General features: G+C 39.7%; 19 protein-coding genes. 3 read left to right on the top strand and 16 right to left on the bottom strand.

The window, feature by feature from the left end; all coding sequences use genetic code 11:
* Window positions 1-9: 9 nt before the first annotated feature.
* Both BA70_RS14710 and BA70_RS14715 read right to left on the bottom strand, forming a co-directional pair.
* Window positions 10-492 carry a CcdC family protein gene (locus tag BA70_RS14710; RefSeq protein WP_034323745.1) on the bottom strand — a complete coding sequence of 161 codons (483 nt, stop codon included), beginning with the start codon at window positions 490-492 and terminating at the stop codon, window positions 10-12.
* Window positions 493-586: 94 nt separating this feature from the next.
* Window positions 587-1,294, bottom strand: a complete 708-nt coding sequence (locus tag BA70_RS14715; protein ID WP_034323747.1) for a cytochrome c biogenesis CcdA family protein — start codon at window positions 1,292-1,294, stop codon at window positions 587-589.
* Between the two features lie 209 nt (window positions 1,295-1,503).
* Between BA70_RS14715 and BA70_RS14720 the strand changes: the two genes are divergently transcribed.
* On the top strand, window positions 1,504-1,677 hold the full coding sequence (locus tag BA70_RS14720) for an aspartyl-phosphate phosphatase Spo0E family protein (protein WP_369810454.1): 174 nt from the start codon (window positions 1,504-1,506) through the stop codon (window positions 1,675-1,677).
* 268 nt (window positions 1,678-1,945) lie between these two features.
* Here the strand turns inward: BA70_RS14720 and BA70_RS14725 are convergent, their stop codons facing one another.
* From BA70_RS14725 to yneA, 6 genes are all read right to left on the bottom strand, one after another.
* Window positions 1,946-2,164, bottom strand: coding sequence for a YneF family protein (locus BA70_RS14725; protein ID WP_003212379.1), 219 nt, complete (start codon window positions 2,162-2,164; stop codon window positions 1,946-1,948).
* 84 nt (window positions 2,165-2,248) lie between these two features.
* On the bottom strand, window positions 2,249-2,695 hold the full coding sequence (gene sirA / locus BA70_RS14730) for a sporulation inhibitor of replication protein SirA (RefSeq protein WP_034323749.1): 447 nt from the start codon (window positions 2,693-2,695) through the stop codon (window positions 2,249-2,251).
* Between the two features lie 198 nt (window positions 2,696-2,893).
* Complete coding sequence (gene tkt / locus BA70_RS14735) at window positions 2,894-4,897, bottom strand: transketolase (protein ID WP_034323750.1); 2,004 nt, start codon at window positions 4,895-4,897, stop codon at window positions 2,894-2,896.
* 187 nt (window positions 4,898-5,084) lie between these two features.
* On the bottom strand, window positions 5,085-5,315 hold the full coding sequence (locus tag BA70_RS14740) for a DUF896 domain-containing protein (protein ID WP_034323751.1): 231 nt from the start codon (window positions 5,313-5,315) through the stop codon (window positions 5,085-5,087).
* Between the two features lie 68 nt (window positions 5,316-5,383).
* Window positions 5,384-6,031, bottom strand: a complete 648-nt coding sequence (locus tag BA70_RS14745; protein ID WP_034323754.1) for a YneB family resolvase-like protein — start codon at window positions 6,029-6,031, stop codon at window positions 5,384-5,386.
* Window positions 6,032-6,048: 17 nt separating this feature from the next.
* A complete protein-coding gene (gene yneA, locus BA70_RS14750) occupies window positions 6,049-6,360 on the bottom strand; it encodes a cell division suppressor protein YneA (protein WP_034323757.1) in 312 nt (103 codons plus the stop codon).
* A 159-nt stretch (window positions 6,361-6,519) separates the two neighbouring features.
* On the opposite strand from yneA, the gene lexA reads away from it, so the two are divergent.
* Window positions 6,520-7,140, top strand: a complete 621-nt coding sequence (gene lexA, locus BA70_RS14755) for a transcriptional repressor LexA (protein WP_034323762.1) — start codon at window positions 6,520-6,522, stop codon at window positions 7,138-7,140.
* Window positions 7,141-7,188: 48 nt separating this feature from the next.
* On the opposite strand, the gene BA70_RS14760 is transcribed toward lexA, so the two are convergent.
* Window positions 7,189-7,638 carry a hypothetical protein gene (locus BA70_RS14760; RefSeq protein ID WP_034323765.1) on the bottom strand — a complete coding sequence of 150 codons (450 nt, stop codon included), beginning with the start codon at window positions 7,636-7,638 and terminating at the stop codon, window positions 7,189-7,191.
* Window positions 7,639-7,932: 294 nt separating this feature from the next.
* On the opposite strand from BA70_RS14760, the gene BA70_RS14765 reads away from it, so the two are divergent.
* The gene (locus tag BA70_RS14765; RefSeq protein WP_034323767.1) at window positions 7,933-8,475 is read left to right on the top strand and encodes an IseA DL-endopeptidase inhibitor family protein; all 543 of its coding nucleotides are present in this window, start codon (window positions 7,933-7,935) and stop codon (window positions 8,473-8,475) included.
* A 32-nt stretch (window positions 8,476-8,507) separates the two neighbouring features.
* Here BA70_RS14765 and BA70_RS14770 read toward each other — a convergent pair whose 3' ends face one another.
* From BA70_RS14770 to BA70_RS14800, 7 genes are all read right to left on the bottom strand, one after another.
* Window positions 8,508-9,356 carry an STAS domain-containing protein gene (locus BA70_RS14770; protein ID WP_034323769.1) on the bottom strand — a complete coding sequence of 283 codons (849 nt, stop codon included), beginning with the start codon at window positions 9,354-9,356 and terminating at the stop codon, window positions 8,508-8,510.
* A gap of 133 nt (window positions 9,357-9,489) precedes the next feature.
* The gene (locus BA70_RS14775) at window positions 9,490-9,870 is read right to left on the bottom strand and encodes a NucA/NucB deoxyribonuclease domain-containing protein (RefSeq protein WP_051691164.1); all 381 of its coding nucleotides are present in this window, start codon (window positions 9,868-9,870) and stop codon (window positions 9,490-9,492) included.
* 273 nt (window positions 9,871-10,143) lie between these two features.
* Window positions 10,144-11,052 carry a trypsin-like serine peptidase gene (locus BA70_RS14780; RefSeq protein WP_034323774.1) on the bottom strand — a complete coding sequence of 303 codons (909 nt, stop codon included), beginning with the start codon at window positions 11,050-11,052 and terminating at the stop codon, window positions 10,144-10,146.
* A 194-nt stretch (window positions 11,053-11,246) separates the two neighbouring features.
* Window positions 11,247-14,390 carry a bifunctional cytochrome P450/NADPH--P450 reductase gene (locus BA70_RS14785; protein ID WP_034323776.1) on the bottom strand — a complete coding sequence of 1,048 codons (3,144 nt, stop codon included), beginning with the start codon at window positions 14,388-14,390 and terminating at the stop codon, window positions 11,247-11,249.
* Between the two features lie 20 nt (window positions 14,391-14,410).
* The gene (locus tag BA70_RS14790; RefSeq protein WP_105926351.1) at window positions 14,411-14,956 is read right to left on the bottom strand and encodes a TetR/AcrR family transcriptional regulator; all 546 of its coding nucleotides are present in this window, start codon (window positions 14,954-14,956) and stop codon (window positions 14,411-14,413) included.
* Between the two features lie 258 nt (window positions 14,957-15,214).
* Window positions 15,215-15,925, bottom strand: a complete 711-nt coding sequence (locus tag BA70_RS14795) for a DUF421 domain-containing protein (protein WP_034323781.1) — start codon at window positions 15,923-15,925, stop codon at window positions 15,215-15,217.
* 63 nt (window positions 15,926-15,988) lie between these two features.
* Window positions 15,989-18,205, bottom strand: coding sequence for an RNA ligase (locus BA70_RS14800; protein ID WP_034323783.1), 2,217 nt, complete (start codon window positions 18,203-18,205; stop codon window positions 15,989-15,991).
* Between the last annotated feature and the right edge of the window lie 54 nt (window positions 18,206-18,259).

Here is an 18,259-nt window from a genome sequence, read left to right on the forward strand (position 1 = left end):
AAAGGAGGTTTAATTCATTTGAGCCTGCTGTGGATCTAATTGTTTAGCCAGTTTTCTAAACGACAAATACATAGCGACACGCCAAGGCACGATCATGCCAAAGGCAAGGATCCAAAACATCCCGCTTAGCGCGCCGTAATCAATGGAAGAACTCAGGATGGTCTTCATGCCAATACGAATAACAAGAAGACCAATGAGAATAAACACAAAAGCTTTTGATCGCTTTAAATAAATTTCATTCCCTCTAATTTCAAATTTTGATGTTTTAATTAAAAATATTGAGAAAAACATCCCCACTGTGATCGCCTCAAGAAATTCGGCTCCAGTTACTTGAAACATAGGGATCAAAAACATTAGAGCGCCAGTGCTCATGAATATAGGAGGTAAAATAATTTTTTTCGCGGTTGCAGGTTTTGCAGATGATTTAATGCGAATAAACATGACGGCTACCGCCATACATACCGCAATTATAGAAGAGATTATGATCATCATATCAAATCATTCCTTTATTCTTTAAGGTCAGTCTATGTATAATATACTCCAATTGACGAAAAAAAACCATTCGCCGCGACTGTAGAAAACGATTTCAAAAGCCTGTAAATCCACCAAACAATGATGAGAACATAATGATAATCCATGTGAGAAGATCAAAGAACAATAAAATCCCTACCACAATCATAATGATCCCGCCAATTCTCATGATGAGCTGCTGACGCTTTCTGATCCACGCCATTTTCGTGATGAAAAAAGAAAGAACAAAAAACGGAATAGCAAAGCCTAATACATACGCAATCATATAGGTCACAGCGGACTCCGGTTTATTGCTGGCAAGTGTGATGACAGCTGATAAAATCGGGCCAGTACAAGGTGTCCATCCAGCAGCAAAACCCATTCCGATGAGTATCGATCCAAAAAAACCAGCTGGACGATTTTTGAACTGCATTCTCTTTTCCCCCATCAGAAAAGAGGGCTGAAATACACCAAGAATCATAAAGCCAAAGAAAATAATGAGAATGGCCCCAATTTGACGAATCGCTTGATGATATTCAATAAAGAACGAACCAACGAACGATGTCCCAAAGCCAATCGCAATAAAAATGATAGAGAACCCAATTAAAAAGAATAATGTATGAAGGAGACTTCTTCTTCTCAACATCACCTTCTCAGATTTCACTTCATCTATACTAACACCCGTGATATACGATAAAAAGGCTGGGTAAAGCGGAAGACAGCACGGTGAGATAAAAGAAAGAAATCCTGCTCCAAAAGCTAAAAAATAATTCAGATCTGACAAAAGAACACCCCCCTTCTTACAATATACAATAAGAGATGACAAAATCATTTCATTTTTTTTACATCATCTCAATAAAGATGGTCTATTCTCTTAAAACCTTATATAATTTAATTTGACATCGAGATAACGAATCCTTTAAATTTGAAAATAAACCTTAATATGGATATAATAGAATCGATTCTTTTTATCAAGATTTGCATGAAAGGAACATGACTTTGGTAAAAACATCATTATTAACTCAAATTGAAGAAAAAAGAGAAGAGTTGATGAAAGTTGTCTTGCATAATGGGATGACATCTACAGTGACCATCGAACATAGCCAGCAGCTAGATCATCTCCTCTTACAATATCAACGACACTTACACTCAAATTCAGCCAACTAATCATATCTCATGATATAAACCAAGCCGCACGATTTTAGAAAAGTTGATATGTGTGACAATAAACGAAACAAAAACCTCTAATCACAGGGGTTTTTTGTTTTTGGTCTTTCAGATGATGCATGACGACATAATAAAAACCACCTTCCCTGCTTCATTCATGCAAGTACAGTGGTTTTTAGCGTCTGATGAAGGTGACTTCATAAAGAAAGGACATAGCTTGTCCATTCTTTATGCCCATGTTCCATCTATGATCATAATATCGTACGTATTATTTCGCTTGGTTGTTCATGGCTTTCATCATTTGATTGATTTTCTTTTGGGACGGTTTCATGCCCATTTGCATCATCATCATTCGAAGCATTTGTTCATTAATTGGTGGATTCTTTTTCAAGTAGCTCATCATATACTTACGAGCAATAAAGAATCCGAGTGCAACTCCTGCAAGCAGTGCAACAACGCCTACAAGGATGACAACCCATAAATCCATAATTCTTCCTCCTTCATGTTGTCTCGTATAAAGTGTACTAAACAAAAGGCTATTATACAACATTTCACGTTCAATTTTATTTTTTTAAACAAAATTCCTCACTTTTACCGGATTGAGCCACCCGTGCTTCTTTGATCCAAAGTCCATGGCAAGGAAGCAAGGACTAATTTTTCTCAGCACTTCAAAAAACACCGCTTCTGCCTCATAACTACCTTTGGCAGACATTTGGATATAACGATCTTTGATAATGAATGCAGCTGTTCCTTTTCCATCTGGTAATGAGGCGCTGTAAATCGAGCCTATTTGTGTATAGTGAATGTTCGTTAAGTTGTTCATTAATCGTTGGTGCATATGAAAAGCAGGGATTCGTTTCGTCACGTAATCCACTTGCTTAACAAGCATGACTAACTCATCGTCAGTACAGTTCGTCCAGTGCAATGACTCAAACAAGTGAAACAAAATAGATTCTCTGCCAAAATAATGATGAGCAAATTCATCCTCAATCCAATAAATATAATAATGGCGTTCCATGTCTATCCCTTCCTTTCACATTTCGTCAATATCGTTTATTGCTTGTATTATACAAAAATGTGAAAGAAAGAATTGTCTATATATGAAGCAAGAAGAAACTAGTTTTGTCAAAAAAACAAGAAAAAAGAAAAAAGTTTGCAGAGCGGATGGAAATGCTCTGCAAACAGGTAGCAAAAAAGCATGATGATTGGAAATCGATTATTTATTAAGTTTTGCTTTTACACGGCTAACCACGTTGCTTACAGTAAATCCGTATTTCTCAATAATGGTTTCACCTGGAGCAGAAGCGCCAAATTTATCAATCGCAATCACGTCACCATCAAGACCCGTGTAACGCTCCCAGCCTAGTGAAGCACCCATTTCAATCGCAACACGTGCTCTCACTGCTTTAGGAAGGACTGACTCTTTGTATTCGTCTGATTGCTGATCAAAGCGATCCCATGCAGGAAGACTCACAACAGAAGCGCGGATACCTTCTTTTTCAAGTGCCTTTTGCGCTTCAATTGCTAAACCTACTTCAGATCCTGAAGCAAGTAAAAGTGCTTCAGGCTGGGCATCAGCAGCTTCAACGACAACGTATCCACCTTTTTCTACTCCCTCATATGCCTTCTCTGGTGCTTGGTCAATCGTTGGAAGGTTTTGACGAGTAAGGACTAGTGCTGTTGGTTTATCCGTTGAAGATACAGCAAGTTTCCACGCTGCAGCTGTTTCGTTTCCATCAGCTGGGCGAATAACAGAAAGGTTAGGCATCGCACGTAATGAAGCAAGCTGTTCAACTGGCTCATGCGTCGGACCATCTTCACCGACGGCAATACTATCATGCGTAAAGACATAAGTGACTGGCAGTCCCATTAATGCAGCAAGACGAATTGCTGGTCTTAAGTAATCTGAGAAAACAAAGAACGTTCCGCCGAATACACGAAGACCGCCGTGAAGTGCCATACCGTTTAACGCAGCACCCATTGCAAATTCTCTGACACCAAACCAAATATTCTTGCCTGCATAATTATTTTTACCAAAGTCGTCAGTGTTTTTAATTGTTGTTTTATTGGATCCAGCAAGGTCAGCAGAACCACCAATAAAGAAAGGTACTTGCTTCGCAATGCCGTTTAATACTTCGCCAGAAGAAGCACGAGAGGCAAGGCTTGAGCCTGCTTCATAAACAGGAACCTCTTGATCCCAATTCTCAGGAAGCTTTCCTTCAATCGCAAGCTTCAGCTGAGCTGCTAGCTCTGGATATTCTTTTTCATATTGCGCGAATAGCTCATTCCACGCAGCTTCTTTTTTCTGACCAGCGTCTTTTACAGCTTCTTTAAAATGATCGTACACTTCAGAAGGTACATGGAAATCTTCTTCAAACGTCCAAGAATAAGCTTCCTTCGTCAGCTTTGCTTCGTCGCTGCCAAGCGGTGCACCATGCACACCAGACGTTCCCGCGCGGTTTGGAGATCCGAAACCGATCGTTGTTTTCACTTCAATGAGTGTAGGTTTGTCCGTACTTTGTTTGGCTTTTTCAATAGCTGCAGTCACTTCTTCGATGTTGTTGCCGTCTTTGACGTAAAGAACTTCCCAGTTCATCGCTTCAAAACGATTCTTCACATTTTCAGAGAAGGAACGATCTAGGTCGCCATCTAAAGAAATATCATTTGAATCATAAAGAACAATTAGACGGCCTAAGCCTAAATGACCAGCAAGTGAAGAAGCTTCAGAGGAAATTCCCTCCATTAAGTCTCCGTCTCCACAAATGCTGTATGTATAGTGGTCCACAACGTTAAAGTTGTCTTTGTTATACGTTTCCGCAAGATGTCTTTCTGCAAGTGCCATTCCAACTGCCATGGCAATCCCTTGTCCTAAAGGACCTGTTGTGGCATCTACGCCTTCAGTGTGTCCAAATTCAGGATGTCCAGGTGTTTTGCTTCCCCATTGGCGGAATTGTTTTAGATCTTCGATGCTAAGGTTGTATCCGCTTAAATGAAGCATGCTATAAAGAAGCATAGAACCATGTCCCGCAGATAAAACAAAGCGGTCTCTGTTAAACCAATTTGGATTTTGCGGACTTACGTTTAAGTGATTCGTCCATAAAGCGTATGCCATTGGTGCAGCACCCATTGGCATTCCAGGGTGACCGGAATTCGCTTTTTCAATTGCGTCTATGGAGAGAGTACGTATTGTTGCAATAGATTTCAATTCAATCGTTTCCATATAAATCCCCTTCCGTATCTTGTGTACACCATTATCATAAATCTACTGTCCTTTTTTCACAACTATTTCACGCTGAAAAAGAAGGATTTTGTCACATTTAGTTTATCGATCACCTAAAAACTTATGCAAATATGAAAAAAGATGAGAATATTCTTCCCATCTTTTCAAAATTCAAGAAATCATGGCCTTAATGAAGGTTCTGATCTCTTTCTCTTTTTAATTTTTCTGGTGTGACATCGTTTCCTTCAGGATCGACGATTTTCACAGTTTTAAGTGTATTTTTCATAGAAGAACGAAAAGCTTTTAAATATTCTTCTCTTAAATGCTTTTGTTCTGTTTTTTCAGTGTCCGACAATCCCGTCTCTTTTGACTTTTTTGAAAGCTCATTTATTCTTGCAAGCTGTTCTTTAGAAATCATGACAAACTCCTTTAAAACATTTTCTCTACATACTACTAAATATCATTCATTTTTACAACAATTCATACTTACGTGGTAAGACCTTTTTCGTACTCTTGATACCTTCTATGCACCGTCGCCTTTGAAATGTCAAAGCCCAGTGCCTGAAGTGTTGCTGCAATTTCGGCAAACGTCATGTTGTTTTTTCTTAATCGAACAATCTCTGAAATCGGTACTTCAATACGCTCACGGCCAGGCGCCTGCTCATGGTGTTTTAAATTGAGTTCAGGCTGATACCCGCGCTCAACAGCCCTCTTCATTCCCCGCTTAATTTTCAGGTTATGAATTTTTCGTTGATACTCTTCCACGATTCCTACAATCTCAATGACCATCTCATCTGCTTCTGAAAGCTCAAGCTGTCCTCCATGAAAAACGCTATACACCTTTACTTTCTCTTTAAAAAGACAATGGAGAAGTGCAATTTTTGCTTGTCCTCTTCCAAGGCGCGTCTCATCCTGAATGAGAACAGCATCTATTGACTCTTCTTTCAGCGTAGCAAGCATATCAAAAACTCCATCACGATCTAGATCGTATCCACTTGCTTTTTCTTTAATGACTTTGACCACATTCATCTTGTGCAAAGCAGCTAAAGCCAGCAGTTCTTCTTCTTGTCTTTTCAGCGAGGTTTCCTGCTCTTCTTTGACAGTACTTACTCTCGCATAAATGATTGCGTTCATGTCTTCAATCGACCTTTCTACTGTACCGTTGCAAGTTGATATACGACTGGATGCTCTTTTTTGACTGGTATCACAAGAATGTCTCCAGGCTGGATTTCAGTTGAAGCAAGATCATTGTGTTCGGTTACCCAGTCAATAAACGCATTTTTGTCGATTGATTTACTATCGTTTACTTGATCAGCTAACCCCCAAAGAGTATCACCTGATTGAATCTCTATTTTAACATATTGATTTGGATCATTATGGCTAGTGACTGCGATAAGTGAGAGAAATATGCCAACGATGAATGAGAATACCCCAATAAAAATAATAGATTCTTTTAACCTCATAATGTCATCTCTCCTAATAGAATGTGTGTTCGCTCTTTCTGTTATTCATTATAGATACGAACAAACGTTTCTGTCAAACGTTTTTTTCGAACCTATGTTTGTACTGTTAGGAAAAACATGCTATAATTTCTTTAAAATTGACGTTTTGAGGTGCAAAAGATGACGAAGCTATCAAAAAGACAACTCGATATCCTGAAATTCATCAAAGAAGAAGTAAAAAGCAAGGGCTATCCCCCATCCGTTCGTGAAATTGGAGAAGCCGTCGGTCTAGCATCCAGCTCAACTGTCCATGGACATTTAGCTAGACTAGAAACAAAGGGCTTAATTAGAAGAGACCCGACAAAACCTAGAGCGATCGAAGTATTAGATGATGAGGAAATGAATATTCCAAAGAGTGCTGTAATGAATGTACCAGTCATCGGAAAAGTAACAGCCGGCTTGCCTATCACGGCTGTTGAGAATGTAGAAGAATACTTCCCTCTTCCAGAAACTTTTGCAGCGCCAGATGAACAAGTATTTATGCTTGAAATTATGGGAGAAAGTATGATTGATGCTGGTATTTTGGACAAGGACTATGTCATTGTACGTCAGCAAAGCACAGCCAACAATGGAGATATTGTGGTCGCCATGACAGAGGAAGATGAAGCCACAGTGAAACGTTTTTATAAAGAAGATACACACTTTAGATTACAGCCAGAGAACCCGTCAATGGAACCGATTATTTTACAGAATGTGAGTATACTAGGTAAAGTGATTGGCGTATTTAGAAATATACATTAAAGAAAAGCCGGAATTTCATCAGCTGCTGATGAAAACCGGCTTTTTCTTTTATGAACAAGAATAAGCAAGAATACTCGAACTTGGGAACGAACCAAATGTAAAATTCGGCCATATAAAGCCTGTTGTACGGCCAAAAGGCTGTGAGGAAAGCACATACATTAAAAATACTTGACCATTTCTAAGGAACACAATCGTCCACCTTCTATTACATCCCGCTGCAAATTGCACAGTTTGCTGGCCTCCACTTACACTTTGCCCTGAAATAAGTGACTGCATACTTTGAGGCTGAGAGACTGCTTGCTGATACTGAGAGATGATTTGCTGCGACGGAGCTGGCGGGGCTGATTGTCCGCCTGAACCTTGCCCTGGCCCAGTACCTCCCCCTCCAATTGGAAGCCCAGGAAATCCTCCAACTTGAGGAATAGGAAGCGATGGCCATCCTTGTACCTGCCTATCATATAAGTACCCATTCCACATAACTTCATACGGATGATACATACTAAACACCACTTTCTTAGACATTCATCACGACATTATATGTCATAAATGAAAAAGGGTGTTGAACGTCCAAATAAAATTTTTCCAAAAGACGTTTTATTCTTCTTTAGAACGGTTAAATAATAGTTGAGAAGAAAAAATAAAAAAATGAAAACTTTTTGTCTCACTCAAACGTTATATAGATAGAAAGAAAAGAAATAAAAAAACATTTATATTTAACACTTGTAATATCACTGTAATTATTGTAACATTTGTAACATAAGAAGTTTTCATTTAAAAAAGGAGGCAATCGCCTTGAAAAAACTATTTGTTTTATTAACTGCTATTATGCTGATGATCTCATTACAAACAACAACACTGGCCGCTTCCAAAAAACCAGCCGCTTTAACAAATAAAGAAGCGTTACATATTGCCCTTGATGCACGAGAACACTTTTGGAGTGCGATGTCAGGCTATAAAATTAATGAACATTCAGATTACAAATTAAAATCATTTAGCTATAAAGACATGACATACAACTATCTTTCTAAAACATTTGATACAAAGAAAAAACTAGACAGCTACCTATCTCAAGTTTTCACAAAAGATGCCATCACTCATGGTTTAAAAGACTATCAGTTTATTGTTCATAAAGGTAAAATGGCTGTTCCCGTCGGTGACGGAGACAACATGCTCAATTGGGAGAAAGCAACACCTAAACTTGTCTCTAAGAAAAATACAATCCGCACATATGAATTCACAGTCCCTACGCTTGATGGACGTAAAGTAAAACGAACTGTCACTTATGAGAAAGTACAAAAGGATTGGAAAGTAACAAAAATTGACGCTGTGATCTAATTAAAAACCAGGCCCATTACTAGGCCTGGTTTTTATATTGGAGAAAATTCAGTCATGCGATCTAGCGCGTGAGCAAGTGATGATGCCGCTTGAAATTCATGAAAAGGAAGCCCGAGCTGCACAGCTGTTTGAGCAATTTCTGGTCTGATCCCTGAAATGGTTGTCTCCACACCGATTAACCGTAGTGATGTCACAAGATCAAAGATTTGATGAGCCACCATTGTATCAATAATGACGACACCCGATAAATCAATGCACAAATGCTGAACACCTTTTTGTGAGCACTGTTTTAATGTATTTTCTAATATAATCTTAGCTCTCGCTGTGTCAATGTCACCTACTAAAGGCAATAAGGCAATATGGCTTTTTAAGACGATCACAGGAGAGCTCAGCTCATAAATCATATCTCTTTGAGCAACGAGCTTTTTTGTTGTATTTTTCACATATTGCTGAATGAACACATGGATTGAAATGTTAAACGCCTCTGATATTAAATCATACCAATAAAAGATGCGGTCGATATCAATATCACCTTGACGCTGTTTAATAAACTCTTTTAAGTAATGAAGGACCACTCTTTGATTAGACATATATTCTCTGACAACATAATCTAATGGTGTGTTTAAATGCTTCGGATCACTTGCTAAGTCTTCCGACCACTTTTTAAATTCAGTATGTAAATACGTCTTATCTTCAATAAGAGCACGTATAAAATGCTGATAATAATCTTGATTTTGCCGTTTAAGCTCTTCTACGATGCCTGAATCAGTTGAACGATAAATAGATTCTGGGTCATCATCCTCAATTGATTCATACCATGTTTCAGTTAATTTCTCTGCATGTTGCATGAAAAAATCGTATAATGCACGGTTCTTATCCATAAGCATATGTCCCTTCACATTTTCTTCTTGTCATTGTAGATTGATTGTACCACTGAATCTTTTATCGCTGCTAGCTTGAATACGCTCTTATTGTAAACAAAAAAGGCCCCAACAAGGAGCCTCTTCCCCAGTTTTATTTCACAATAAATAAAATTCTTTTCCCATCAGGATAGCCGCTTATTTGGTGCCCGACCCATGAGCCTGCTCCTCTATTATCTGATGGACTGACATATTGAACACTTGCACCCTTTCCTCCCTCAAGACAAACCGCCATCGGCCATTCATCCCGGTCAAAGCCAGGCTTTGTGGGAATTCCTTTTAACGATTCTTGCCTGCGGACATCTGCTCCATTTCGGTCAATGGTACACACATCTGAATGCCCTTTTCGAATGGCTTCTTGAATATGACTGCCTGTTTCAGGATACCGTTCCTTTGGAAATTGAATGACATGATCATAACGGTCTGCCCCTTTTGCCGCCTGATCCTCTCCAAATCCACTTAATAACGCACCCATCCATATCACAAAGCATAGGACGACAGCAGTGAACCAGCCTCTCCTCATCTTCAAAAGCTTGTGACCTCCTCATACTTCTTCAGGTATGATCTTGACTTTAAGGAAATGAATCATTTTTAATGTATGAGTGATTAGCGGTTACCATGTGAAAAAAATGATGAGTATGAGCCGCTTGATGAATCTCTAAGATTATCAATATGGAAAACCAGCAAATTCTGTTCAAAATAAAAAAGCTCGTCCCCTTTGAAGGAAACAAGCTTTATGCTCTATTTTTTATTGCGCTTTCGCATAGTTTACAAATTCAACAAAGGCTGCTGTAGCTTTTGGACCACCATTGATCGTTCCATTTGAATAGCCTGCGTTATGAACCCCGACGATTTGTTGGTTTTGATCCAGCATCGCAGAACCTGAATTTCCGCTAAACGTATCAATCGTATAGTATGCTAGATTCGTATCTTCTCTTGTCACAGGACCTGACATCTCCCACTGTGACACCTTGCCAGTTGACCTCATTTTATCTCCTGGATATCCAGAAATTTTAATCGTTGTTCCAGTCAGATTTGTCACCTGACGGATGGAGCGGTAACCGACCGTATTTCCGATATTCGTATCTGTTTTAATGACGGCAAAATCATATTGGCTCCCACCTGTATTAATATAACCGCTTGGCACATAGAATTCGGTCATGTTTGCTGAGCCGTTCACAGCAGTACTATCATTCATGCCTGGATACACAGACCCTTTTGCACTATAACTTCTCGATGCTGTATTGTACACGCAGTGTCCGTTTGTCAAAATTTTGTTTGGGGCAATGAGTGTACCAGTACAGCTGGACCCGCCAAATGTAATATAAGCAATCGAATTATATGGCGCAACTCTTGTGTTCGCTACTTTTGTTCTACCATCGTCTCCGATGACTACTTTTGTTTGAAAGTCTTTTAAATATTTTGTTAGTGGTTTTACTTTTTCGCCAACAGTAGAAGATAAATCGTCCACTTTGTCAAAGGATGAGGGGGCTTTCGTATCATTGTGGAAATCACTTGAAGAGATGACCTTTCCATCAGAAGTCACCATGTCATAATCAGACGTTAGTACTGAATCCGATGCGGCATGGGCAAAACTAGGCACACTTAAAGCACCAAAAACGAGTAGAGAAGGGATTAACATTTTCACCTTTTTCATCATATTCCTCCTTAATGTCCTATACCAAAAATCATACGATTGTTTCATATTGGAGTAAATGAGAGAATATTCTTATTTTTTACAAAATATTTCATTTTTAAATTGGGTGTTTTGTATCTTTCCAACTTTCATTCTATCTATCTCTCTCTATGTAAACTGAAAAAAACCGCCAAATTGGCGGTTTTCGCTGTTTGTTAGCTCCATACATCTTTTACATATCTATTGTCATTCGAAATTGATGTCAGCCAATTTTCAGCTGTTTCTTTCGAGCACTGTTTCACGGCTTGATACAGATCGACAAGTGTAGCCTCTACGTCTGGTGCCATGACTTTTCCATCCCCGCAAATATACAGATATGCACCTTGATCAAGTAATTCAATAAGCATGTCGCCATCCTCTTTCATCAAGTGCTGAACATACACTTTTTGCTCATCATAACGAGAATAAGCCCTGTGGATGGTGACAACTCCTTTTTGTGCTGCCAGCTGCATTTCATCAAAATACAGATCATCTTCATGAGGGTGACGGCAGCCAAAGTAAAGATGGGCTTCACCAAGTTGTTTTCCTTCATTCTGCCACACTTCTCTTGCCTGAACAAACCCTCTAAATGGGGCAATCCCTGTTCCTGGTCCGATCATGATCATCGGTACTTCAGGTGAAGACGGCAGCTGGAATCCTGCCTGCGCTTCATGCAGGAAGCAGGCCACTTCTTCTCCTTCTTGCAGACCACATAAATAGTTTGATGCGACCCCTGCGTATTCTCCGCGGCCACTCCACGCTTCGCCTTTCACAACTGCTACTGTGATACTGACCCGCTCTTCATCTACCTTTGGTGAGCTAGAAATCGAGTAATAACGCGGCTTCAAACCTGGTAAAAGCGCCAAAAAGTGTACAAAGGGCAGCTCACACGCTTCATATTGATCTAATAAATCCAGCATGGTCACTCGCTTTTTTAATATGGTTTCTTGATAGGAATCACCAGCCATTTGTTCAAGCTCAATGCGGTGAGGCGGACATACTGTATATTTTGCGAGCTCTCTTAGCTGCGTACGTGTCGCAGGCTCTTGAAGCTCAACATGTGACGCAAGTAGTTCCCTGATTTGAACCGGCTGATCTAATGGTAAATGACTTGCCTCTTTTTCAGAAGAAAGCTTAATGTGCTGCTGAGGATCTAGTTTAAAGCGATTGGTCACCCGCTGAACGAGTGCATCACTATTTTTCGGTACAATCCCGATATGATCCCCTTCTTTGTATTGTTTCCCCTCAGGCAATTTTAGCTCAATATGCCTTGTTTGCCGCGGGCTTTTTTCAGATTGCAATTCTGTATTTTTTAATACAACAGCTGAAAAGGCACCATATGTTTTCGCCACAGGACGTTCCACTAGCTCATTCGTATAAGTAACTGATAAATCTGGCTTTTCCTGATTTTTCTCTTGGAAAGTGATATGAAATTCTTTTGCAAGCTCTTCGAAAACAGTCTTCTGGAATATTTCTTTATCTTCATCCATGTCACCGCCTGCATCGCCTTCGCCTAAATTAGCAACACGCTTCGCTCCTTTTCTTTCAAGTGCCTCATCAATGAGACGCGGAATACGCTGATACGTACTCGCCCAATTTCGATCTCCACATCCAAAAACTGCAAATGTCACGTTTGATAAATCCTGCTCCTCATCCTGCGTCAACCAATCCACAAATTGTTTCGCATGATCAGGCGCATATCCGTTGTATGAAGCCGTCACAATCAATACAGCGCCTGACTCTGGTAATTGGCGTGTATAGTCATCAAGTGGTGCAGTGGTTACGTCAAACCCTTTCGCTTTTCCGTCTTCAGCAAATTCGTTGGCCATTTGCTGCGCTGTGCCAAGATTTGATCCATACAAGACAAGCAGAGGTGTACCGTGACTGGCCACTTTTGACTCATTAGATGCAGTGCTTTTTTTCGCTTCCTCTTTCGGAGGTGCCATAAAGAATTGCTGCTTCCTTGACCGCACTTTGATTTTAAAATCGTTTGGCTTAATTGTGAGAGATTCTTTTAAATTAAGCTCATATGCTGTGTGATCAATTAATTCTAGATTGTGCAGAACCATCGCGAGAACCATCGTGGCTTCATGCAGGGCAAATTGCATCCCGATACATGCACGCTGTCCATTCCCAAAAGGCTTGTAGGCATGCTGCGGGATCTTCTCAGGATGCGTAAACCGCTCTGGTTTAAATTCTTCAGCATCATCGCCCCATACCGCTTGATCACGGTGTAATTTAGGGAGCAGAACAGAGACACTTTGATTCTTTTGAATTGGATATTTCCCTCCGATTACTGTGTCCTCTTTCGCATAAAGAGAGAACGTAGGCGCTGTTGGCCAGAGGCGAAGGGCTTCATTTAACACCATACGAGTGTAGCTTAGCTTTTGGACCTGTTTATATGTCGGCAATCCGCCTTGCAGCACCTCATCTGCTTCTTGGACGGCTTTCTTTAATTTCTCTGGATTCTTTAGTAAGAAATAAACCGCAAAGGATAGCAGTCCACTTGTTGTTTCGTGCCCTGCAATTAAGAAAGTGATGATTTGATAACGAATATTTTCATCGGATAAACGTTCACCTGTTTCAGGATCCGTTGCATGCAGCATGAGGGATAGTAAATCATTGCCCGCTTTATCTTGTTTTTTCCGTTCCTTAATTATGTCATCTACTAATTGCTTCATAAAATCGACATTTTCGTCAAATTCTTTTCTTCTTTTGATCATTAGTTTATCTGCGACCGGCAATCTGCTCGCTTGTTCCATCGCTTCGGTTAATCCATTCAGCATGCTTTCAATGAATGGGTGCTGATTTTCCTTATAAAAGCTGTTAAACCGAAAATCAAAGCCGCAAAGTCCGATCGTATCTAAAGTCAGCTTTGTCATATCCTCAGCTACTTCAATTTCTTCATCACGGCCTGTTCTTTGCCATTTTTGCACGAGCTGTGTGGCAATATCGAGCATCATCTCATGATAACCCTTCATGGCCTGCTGGCTAAATGCAGGCATCAAAATTTGATGAGCCTTTCTCCAGTTCGGTTCTTCTGTCCAGCTTGTAAATAGTCCATCCCCTGAAAATGCTCTTACTTTATTGAGACTGCTCCCAATAAATTTATCAAAACGGCTCTCATCAAATACTTCTTGGACAAGTTCATGGCTGGAAACAAAAATACTTGTTGCTTTTGAAAATTCAAATTGAAAGATCGGTCCTAATTCATCTGCCAGCCGCCAAAAGGTTTGAGAAAGCTCCCCCTTTTTTATATGTGGAATATTTTTAAAAGGTCCGTATGTTTTCGGTTTTGGAATGATTGATGTTTGTTGCATGTTCCCACTCCCTTTATTCATTATGATGCAACGCTAATGGCACGCCATAAACATTGTTCGATTTCCTCTAAAAATTCAATCGTTGGCTCTATTTCTTCTGCAAGGATCTGTTTATGCAGCTGTACAAAGGCGCCAAATACAATCGATAAAATGGTTCTACCAGAGAGATTTGGGTGAATCCCATCCTTCTTCCCTTCTTCAAAGATGAGAAATAGTTCATTTAATAAATGCTGCATCTTCTCTTTGCTCGTCTCATCTAAGTAATGCGACCGTTTATCAATTTCTAAAAAATAAAGACCGCTTGGATTCTCCTTTGTAAACAAAACCAAGCAATAAAATACATGCTTGAAGTAAGCCCTAATACTTACCTTTGGATCTGGACTGTTTTTGTTCATTTTTTCGATAAATGCAGTAAGGCTGCGCTGGTACAAAATATTGACGAGTGCTTCTTTGCTATCGAAATACCGATAAATGGTTCCTGCTCCGACATTGGCTCTTTTTGAAATCATCGGCATCGTGGTGCCATCAAAGCCTCGTTCAATAAATAAGTCAAGTGAAGCCTTCATGATCTGCTCTTGTTTATCAGTAACTACTGGCACTTTACCCCCTCCTCTCGCTTTAGGAATGAACGTTCATTCCGCATAGGGTATATTATATTAATATTTTAATTTCTTCTATTTATACTTAAACACACTTATTTTACTCCGTCATCACATTTTCTGAAAATAATAATAATTGAGAAGTGATACCTAGTCATATGGCATCCAAAGGACTTATAAACATTGGCAGGTTTGTGACATGCGGGTGTCCTCAGCACTACACTTTCATTCCTGATCAATTGGAGAATGAATGTGATCATTATATGTATCAATATATAAGCTTCCATTACTTGCACGTACGGCGTATACAATGTCCTTTAACGAAAGCTGCCTTTTTTGAAGCTCTTCATGGACCCATTGCTCTGTTAATTGATTTTCATGAATGTTTTTCAAAATGAGCTTTCCATCCATGATGAGCTCAATAGGCATGTAACGCTCTGCCTTCATTAACAAATTAAGATCCTTTCGCGTTACATTTTCAAATGAAGGATATCTTTTCACTGACATATGTCCATCTGTTTCAATCATCGCAAATTCAACCTCACTGATATCAAACACGTCTTTTTCTCTAAGCTGCTGGTTTAAATAATCAAGTGTATATCTCATCCCCTTCATATTCTCTTCAAGAATTTTGCCATTTTGTATGACAAGTGTTGGTTTACCGGCCATAAATCCTCTCACCTTCCTGCTTCTTAAAGCAAGCAAGGAAATCACATAAATAATCATGACAAGTGCCACAAACGATATCGTCGTGTGATGAAGTGGGAGCGTTGTATTAAACGCCAGATTCGCTGCAATTGAACCTAAGCTGATGGCCGCAATAAAATCAAAAATATTCATTTGCGCAATGGTTTGCTTTCCAAGAAGACGTGCCCCGCCAAATAAAATAGCAAAAGCAAATAATGTCCGAAGAATCACTTCAATATGATCAGGCATATAAGCGTCCACCTTTCAATCCATGAAAAAAAGCCTTTTCTTTAGAAAAGACTCTTCTTTAGACTATGCATTTATTCCGTCATTATTCAATAGGGCAGCATCGCTTTGCTCAAATTGTGATCGCAGCTCAATAATTGAGCTATTTCTCACATTTTTAGGATCTTGCTCAAGTAGCCACGTATAAAATCTGGCTTGCTCTGCTGTTTGCAAAGCCTGCATATATTTTTGCGCGGAACGTTTGTCTGCAACGCGCTGCTTAATCGCACGCATCTGCTTCCAGAATTGATAATAAGGAAGCTTGAGCTTGGTCATAAAGCCTCTGTTATCCTCTATGACATATCCTTCTTCTTTAATTGAGTCGTCATGAGAGACTGCCTGATACCATTTATAAAAAGACGTCCAATCTTGAAACGCAACCACTTCCTGCTTGCATGACATTCCAAGCTGTTCACTTAATCTTTTTACTTCAGCGAATGGCGCTTTTTCATAGCTCAGCTGCCGCTTCACAATATCAAGTAAAATAAGTTGATCTTGATCATATGTGATAATATGTGGATCTTTCTCTGGCAAAATGACTTCAAACACAAGAGATACATGATTGTCACGTACGTATGATTTGATGTAGTCGACCTGCACATCGTTAAAGGTTGCATAAAATAGCTCTTCGACCCAGAAAGCATGCGGATTCTGCTTTACATGTGATGTATACGATTTGGACGTAAACACCAATTCATCCCCCATTTCGTTATACCCAACAGTTCCTAAGTATCCATTTGCTTTATCATATACAGTGACAGGGAATTGAAGGTGATTCACTAAATGCTGCATTCTTGTCTCAGGACGCTCATCAATGTTAAAAAATTTATTATAGCTTCTAGACACAATCTGCTTTGAAGCCATATTGACAAACAAACCTCTTGCCTTCACATTCACGTCGTCCCATTGCCGTTCACTAAAAGCCTTTTTTGTAAAATTAAAAGATGAAATGTGGTGCGGAAGCTTTAATTCCTGTACATATTCATGCTGATCTAAATGAGCTAAAAAATCATCCAGCGAAATATCTGGTTGAACAGAGACCGATTGTTTTTTCTCAGAGGCTCTATATACAGGATTGTCAATTTCATGTGTCTCAATCCCGTCAGCTGTGATTTTCAACACCCGCAGCTGTCCGCCAAATTCAACCTGACCTTCGAGGTTATAAGACCTATCTGCTGCTTGAATAGGCAGCCTGTATAAATTGCGATGCCCGTGAATTTGAATGATATCTAATCCAGCTGTGTTTTGAACGAATAAGTGGTCTATGTCATCTGAATATTCCCCTACTCCGTGAATGAGCTGCTGGGTCGAAACATGCAGAAGCTCTTCTGGTAAATGAGCAAGCCCGCCATGGGTGACAAGATATGTCTGGCCATGGTACGTAAAATAGGTAAGCTGATGAAATGTTCTGACAAACTTTCTTACTTCTTTTAAATCAAAGTCTGCTGCTTCGATTTCAGGCGCAGTATGACGGTTAAACATGTTACTTCTTACTTTTTCGCCATGTGCAAACCGGTATAAATGCTGATCATGATTGCCTTCGATCACGATGACATTCCGGCATTCTCTATGTGCGAGCATCCATTCTAAAACTTCTTTGTTTTCTATTCCTCTATCAAGCAAATCACCTGCAAAGATGTAAAGTTCGTTTTCTTTGATGTCCCCTTGTAAATAGGTGTTAAGGGCTGTATGACACCCGTGAATATCACCGAAGACATGAATGGCCTCATATTGATCAAAGGATCGAGGCTGATAGGTCATCACGTGCGGATATTCCTCTGGCTGCAAAACGGTCACCCATGACGGTACCTTTTCTGTTTTTAACCGTTCGTTCATTTGGTACAAAACAGACTCCCTTACAACTTTGTGCGGTTCTCGAGAGCGATTTTGCAGGAGGGCTGTTTCAAGTGGCACTTGCGTGAAATCAACGACATACACCCTGTAACGATACGTAGTAGCTAACGACTTATATTGAGAAATCGACTTGCTTGTGACATGTGTCGCATCAATCACAGTAAAGTCTCCGCGTTCCATTCGGGCTGTGAGTAAATCAAATAATAAAGACCAGACTTTATGATCATGCTTGCTCGTAATTTCCGGTTTCCCATTGACTGATAGCTGCGGCGGCTGGGTCAACAAACGGATCTGATCAGCTGATAAAGTATATGGCTCTAAGCCTTGCTCTTTGATCCATGTTGATTTACCTACACCTGGGAGACCTCGTAAAAGGACTAAAGTTCTCATATTGGTTCTCCTTTAATGAGTGATATTTTACCTATTATAGATAAATTATGGATA

The organism is Bacillus zhangzhouensis, assembly GCF_000715205.1.
Classification (GTDB): Bacteria; Bacillota; Bacilli; order Bacillales; family Bacillaceae; genus Bacillus; species Bacillus zhangzhouensis.

Coding starts and splice junctions, on each gene's coding strand:
- BA70_RS14790 (WP_105926351.1), bottom strand. CDS start 14,956: ATGAAGGCTTCACTTGACTTATTTATTGAACGAGGCTTTGATGGCACC.
- BA70_RS14775 (WP_051691164.1), bottom strand. CDS start 9,870: ATGGGTGCGTTATTAAGTGGATTTGGAGAGGATCAGGCGGCAAAAGGG.
- BA70_RS14745 (WP_034323754.1), bottom strand. CDS start 6,031: ATGAACGCAATCATTTATGCGAGAGTAAGTACTGTCAAAGAAGAGCAG.
- sirA (WP_034323749.1), bottom strand. CDS start 2,695: ATGGAACGCCATTATTATATTTATTGGATTGAGGATGAATTTGCTCAT.
- lexA (WP_034323762.1), top strand. CDS start 6,520: ATGACGAAGCTATCAAAAAGACAACTCGATATCCTGAAATTCATCAAA.
- BA70_RS14770 (WP_034323769.1), bottom strand. CDS start 9,356: ATGGATAAGAACCGTGCATTATACGATTTTTTCATGCAACATGCAGAG.
- BA70_RS14795 (WP_034323781.1), bottom strand. CDS start 15,925: ATGCCTGATCATATTGAAGTGATTCTTCGGACATTATTTGCTTTTGCT.
- BA70_RS14760 (WP_034323765.1), bottom strand. CDS start 7,638: ATGTATCATCCGTATGAAGTTATGTGGAATGGGTACTTATATGATAGG.
- tkt (WP_034323750.1), bottom strand. CDS start 4,897: ATGGAAACGATTGAATTGAAATCTATTGCAACAATACGTACTCTCTCC.
- BA70_RS14785 (WP_034323776.1), bottom strand. CDS start 14,390: ATGCAACAAACATCAATCATTCCAAAACCGAAAACATACGGACCTTTT.
- BA70_RS14710 (WP_034323745.1), bottom strand. CDS start 492: ATGATGATCATAATCTCTTCTATAATTGCGGTATGTATGGCGGTAGCC.
- yneA (WP_034323757.1), bottom strand. CDS start 6,360: ATGAGGTTAAAAGAATCTATTATTTTTATTGGGGTATTCTCATTCATC.
- BA70_RS14740 (WP_034323751.1), bottom strand. CDS start 5,315: ATGATTTCTAAAGAACAGCTTGCAAGAATAAATGAGCTTTCAAAAAAG.
- BA70_RS14800 (WP_034323783.1), bottom strand. CDS start 18,205: ATGAGAACTTTAGTCCTTTTACGAGGTCTCCCAGGTGTAGGTAAATCA.
- BA70_RS14725 (WP_003212379.1), bottom strand. CDS start 2,164: ATGGATTTATGGGTTGTCATCCTTGTAGGCGTTGTTGCACTGCTTGCA.
- BA70_RS14780 (WP_034323774.1), bottom strand. CDS start 11,052: ATGAAAAAGGTGAAAATGTTAATCCCTTCTCTACTCGTTTTTGGTGCT.
- BA70_RS14720 (WP_369810454.1), top strand. CDS start 1,504: ATGACTTTGGTAAAAACATCATTATTAACTCAAATTGAAGAAAAAAGA.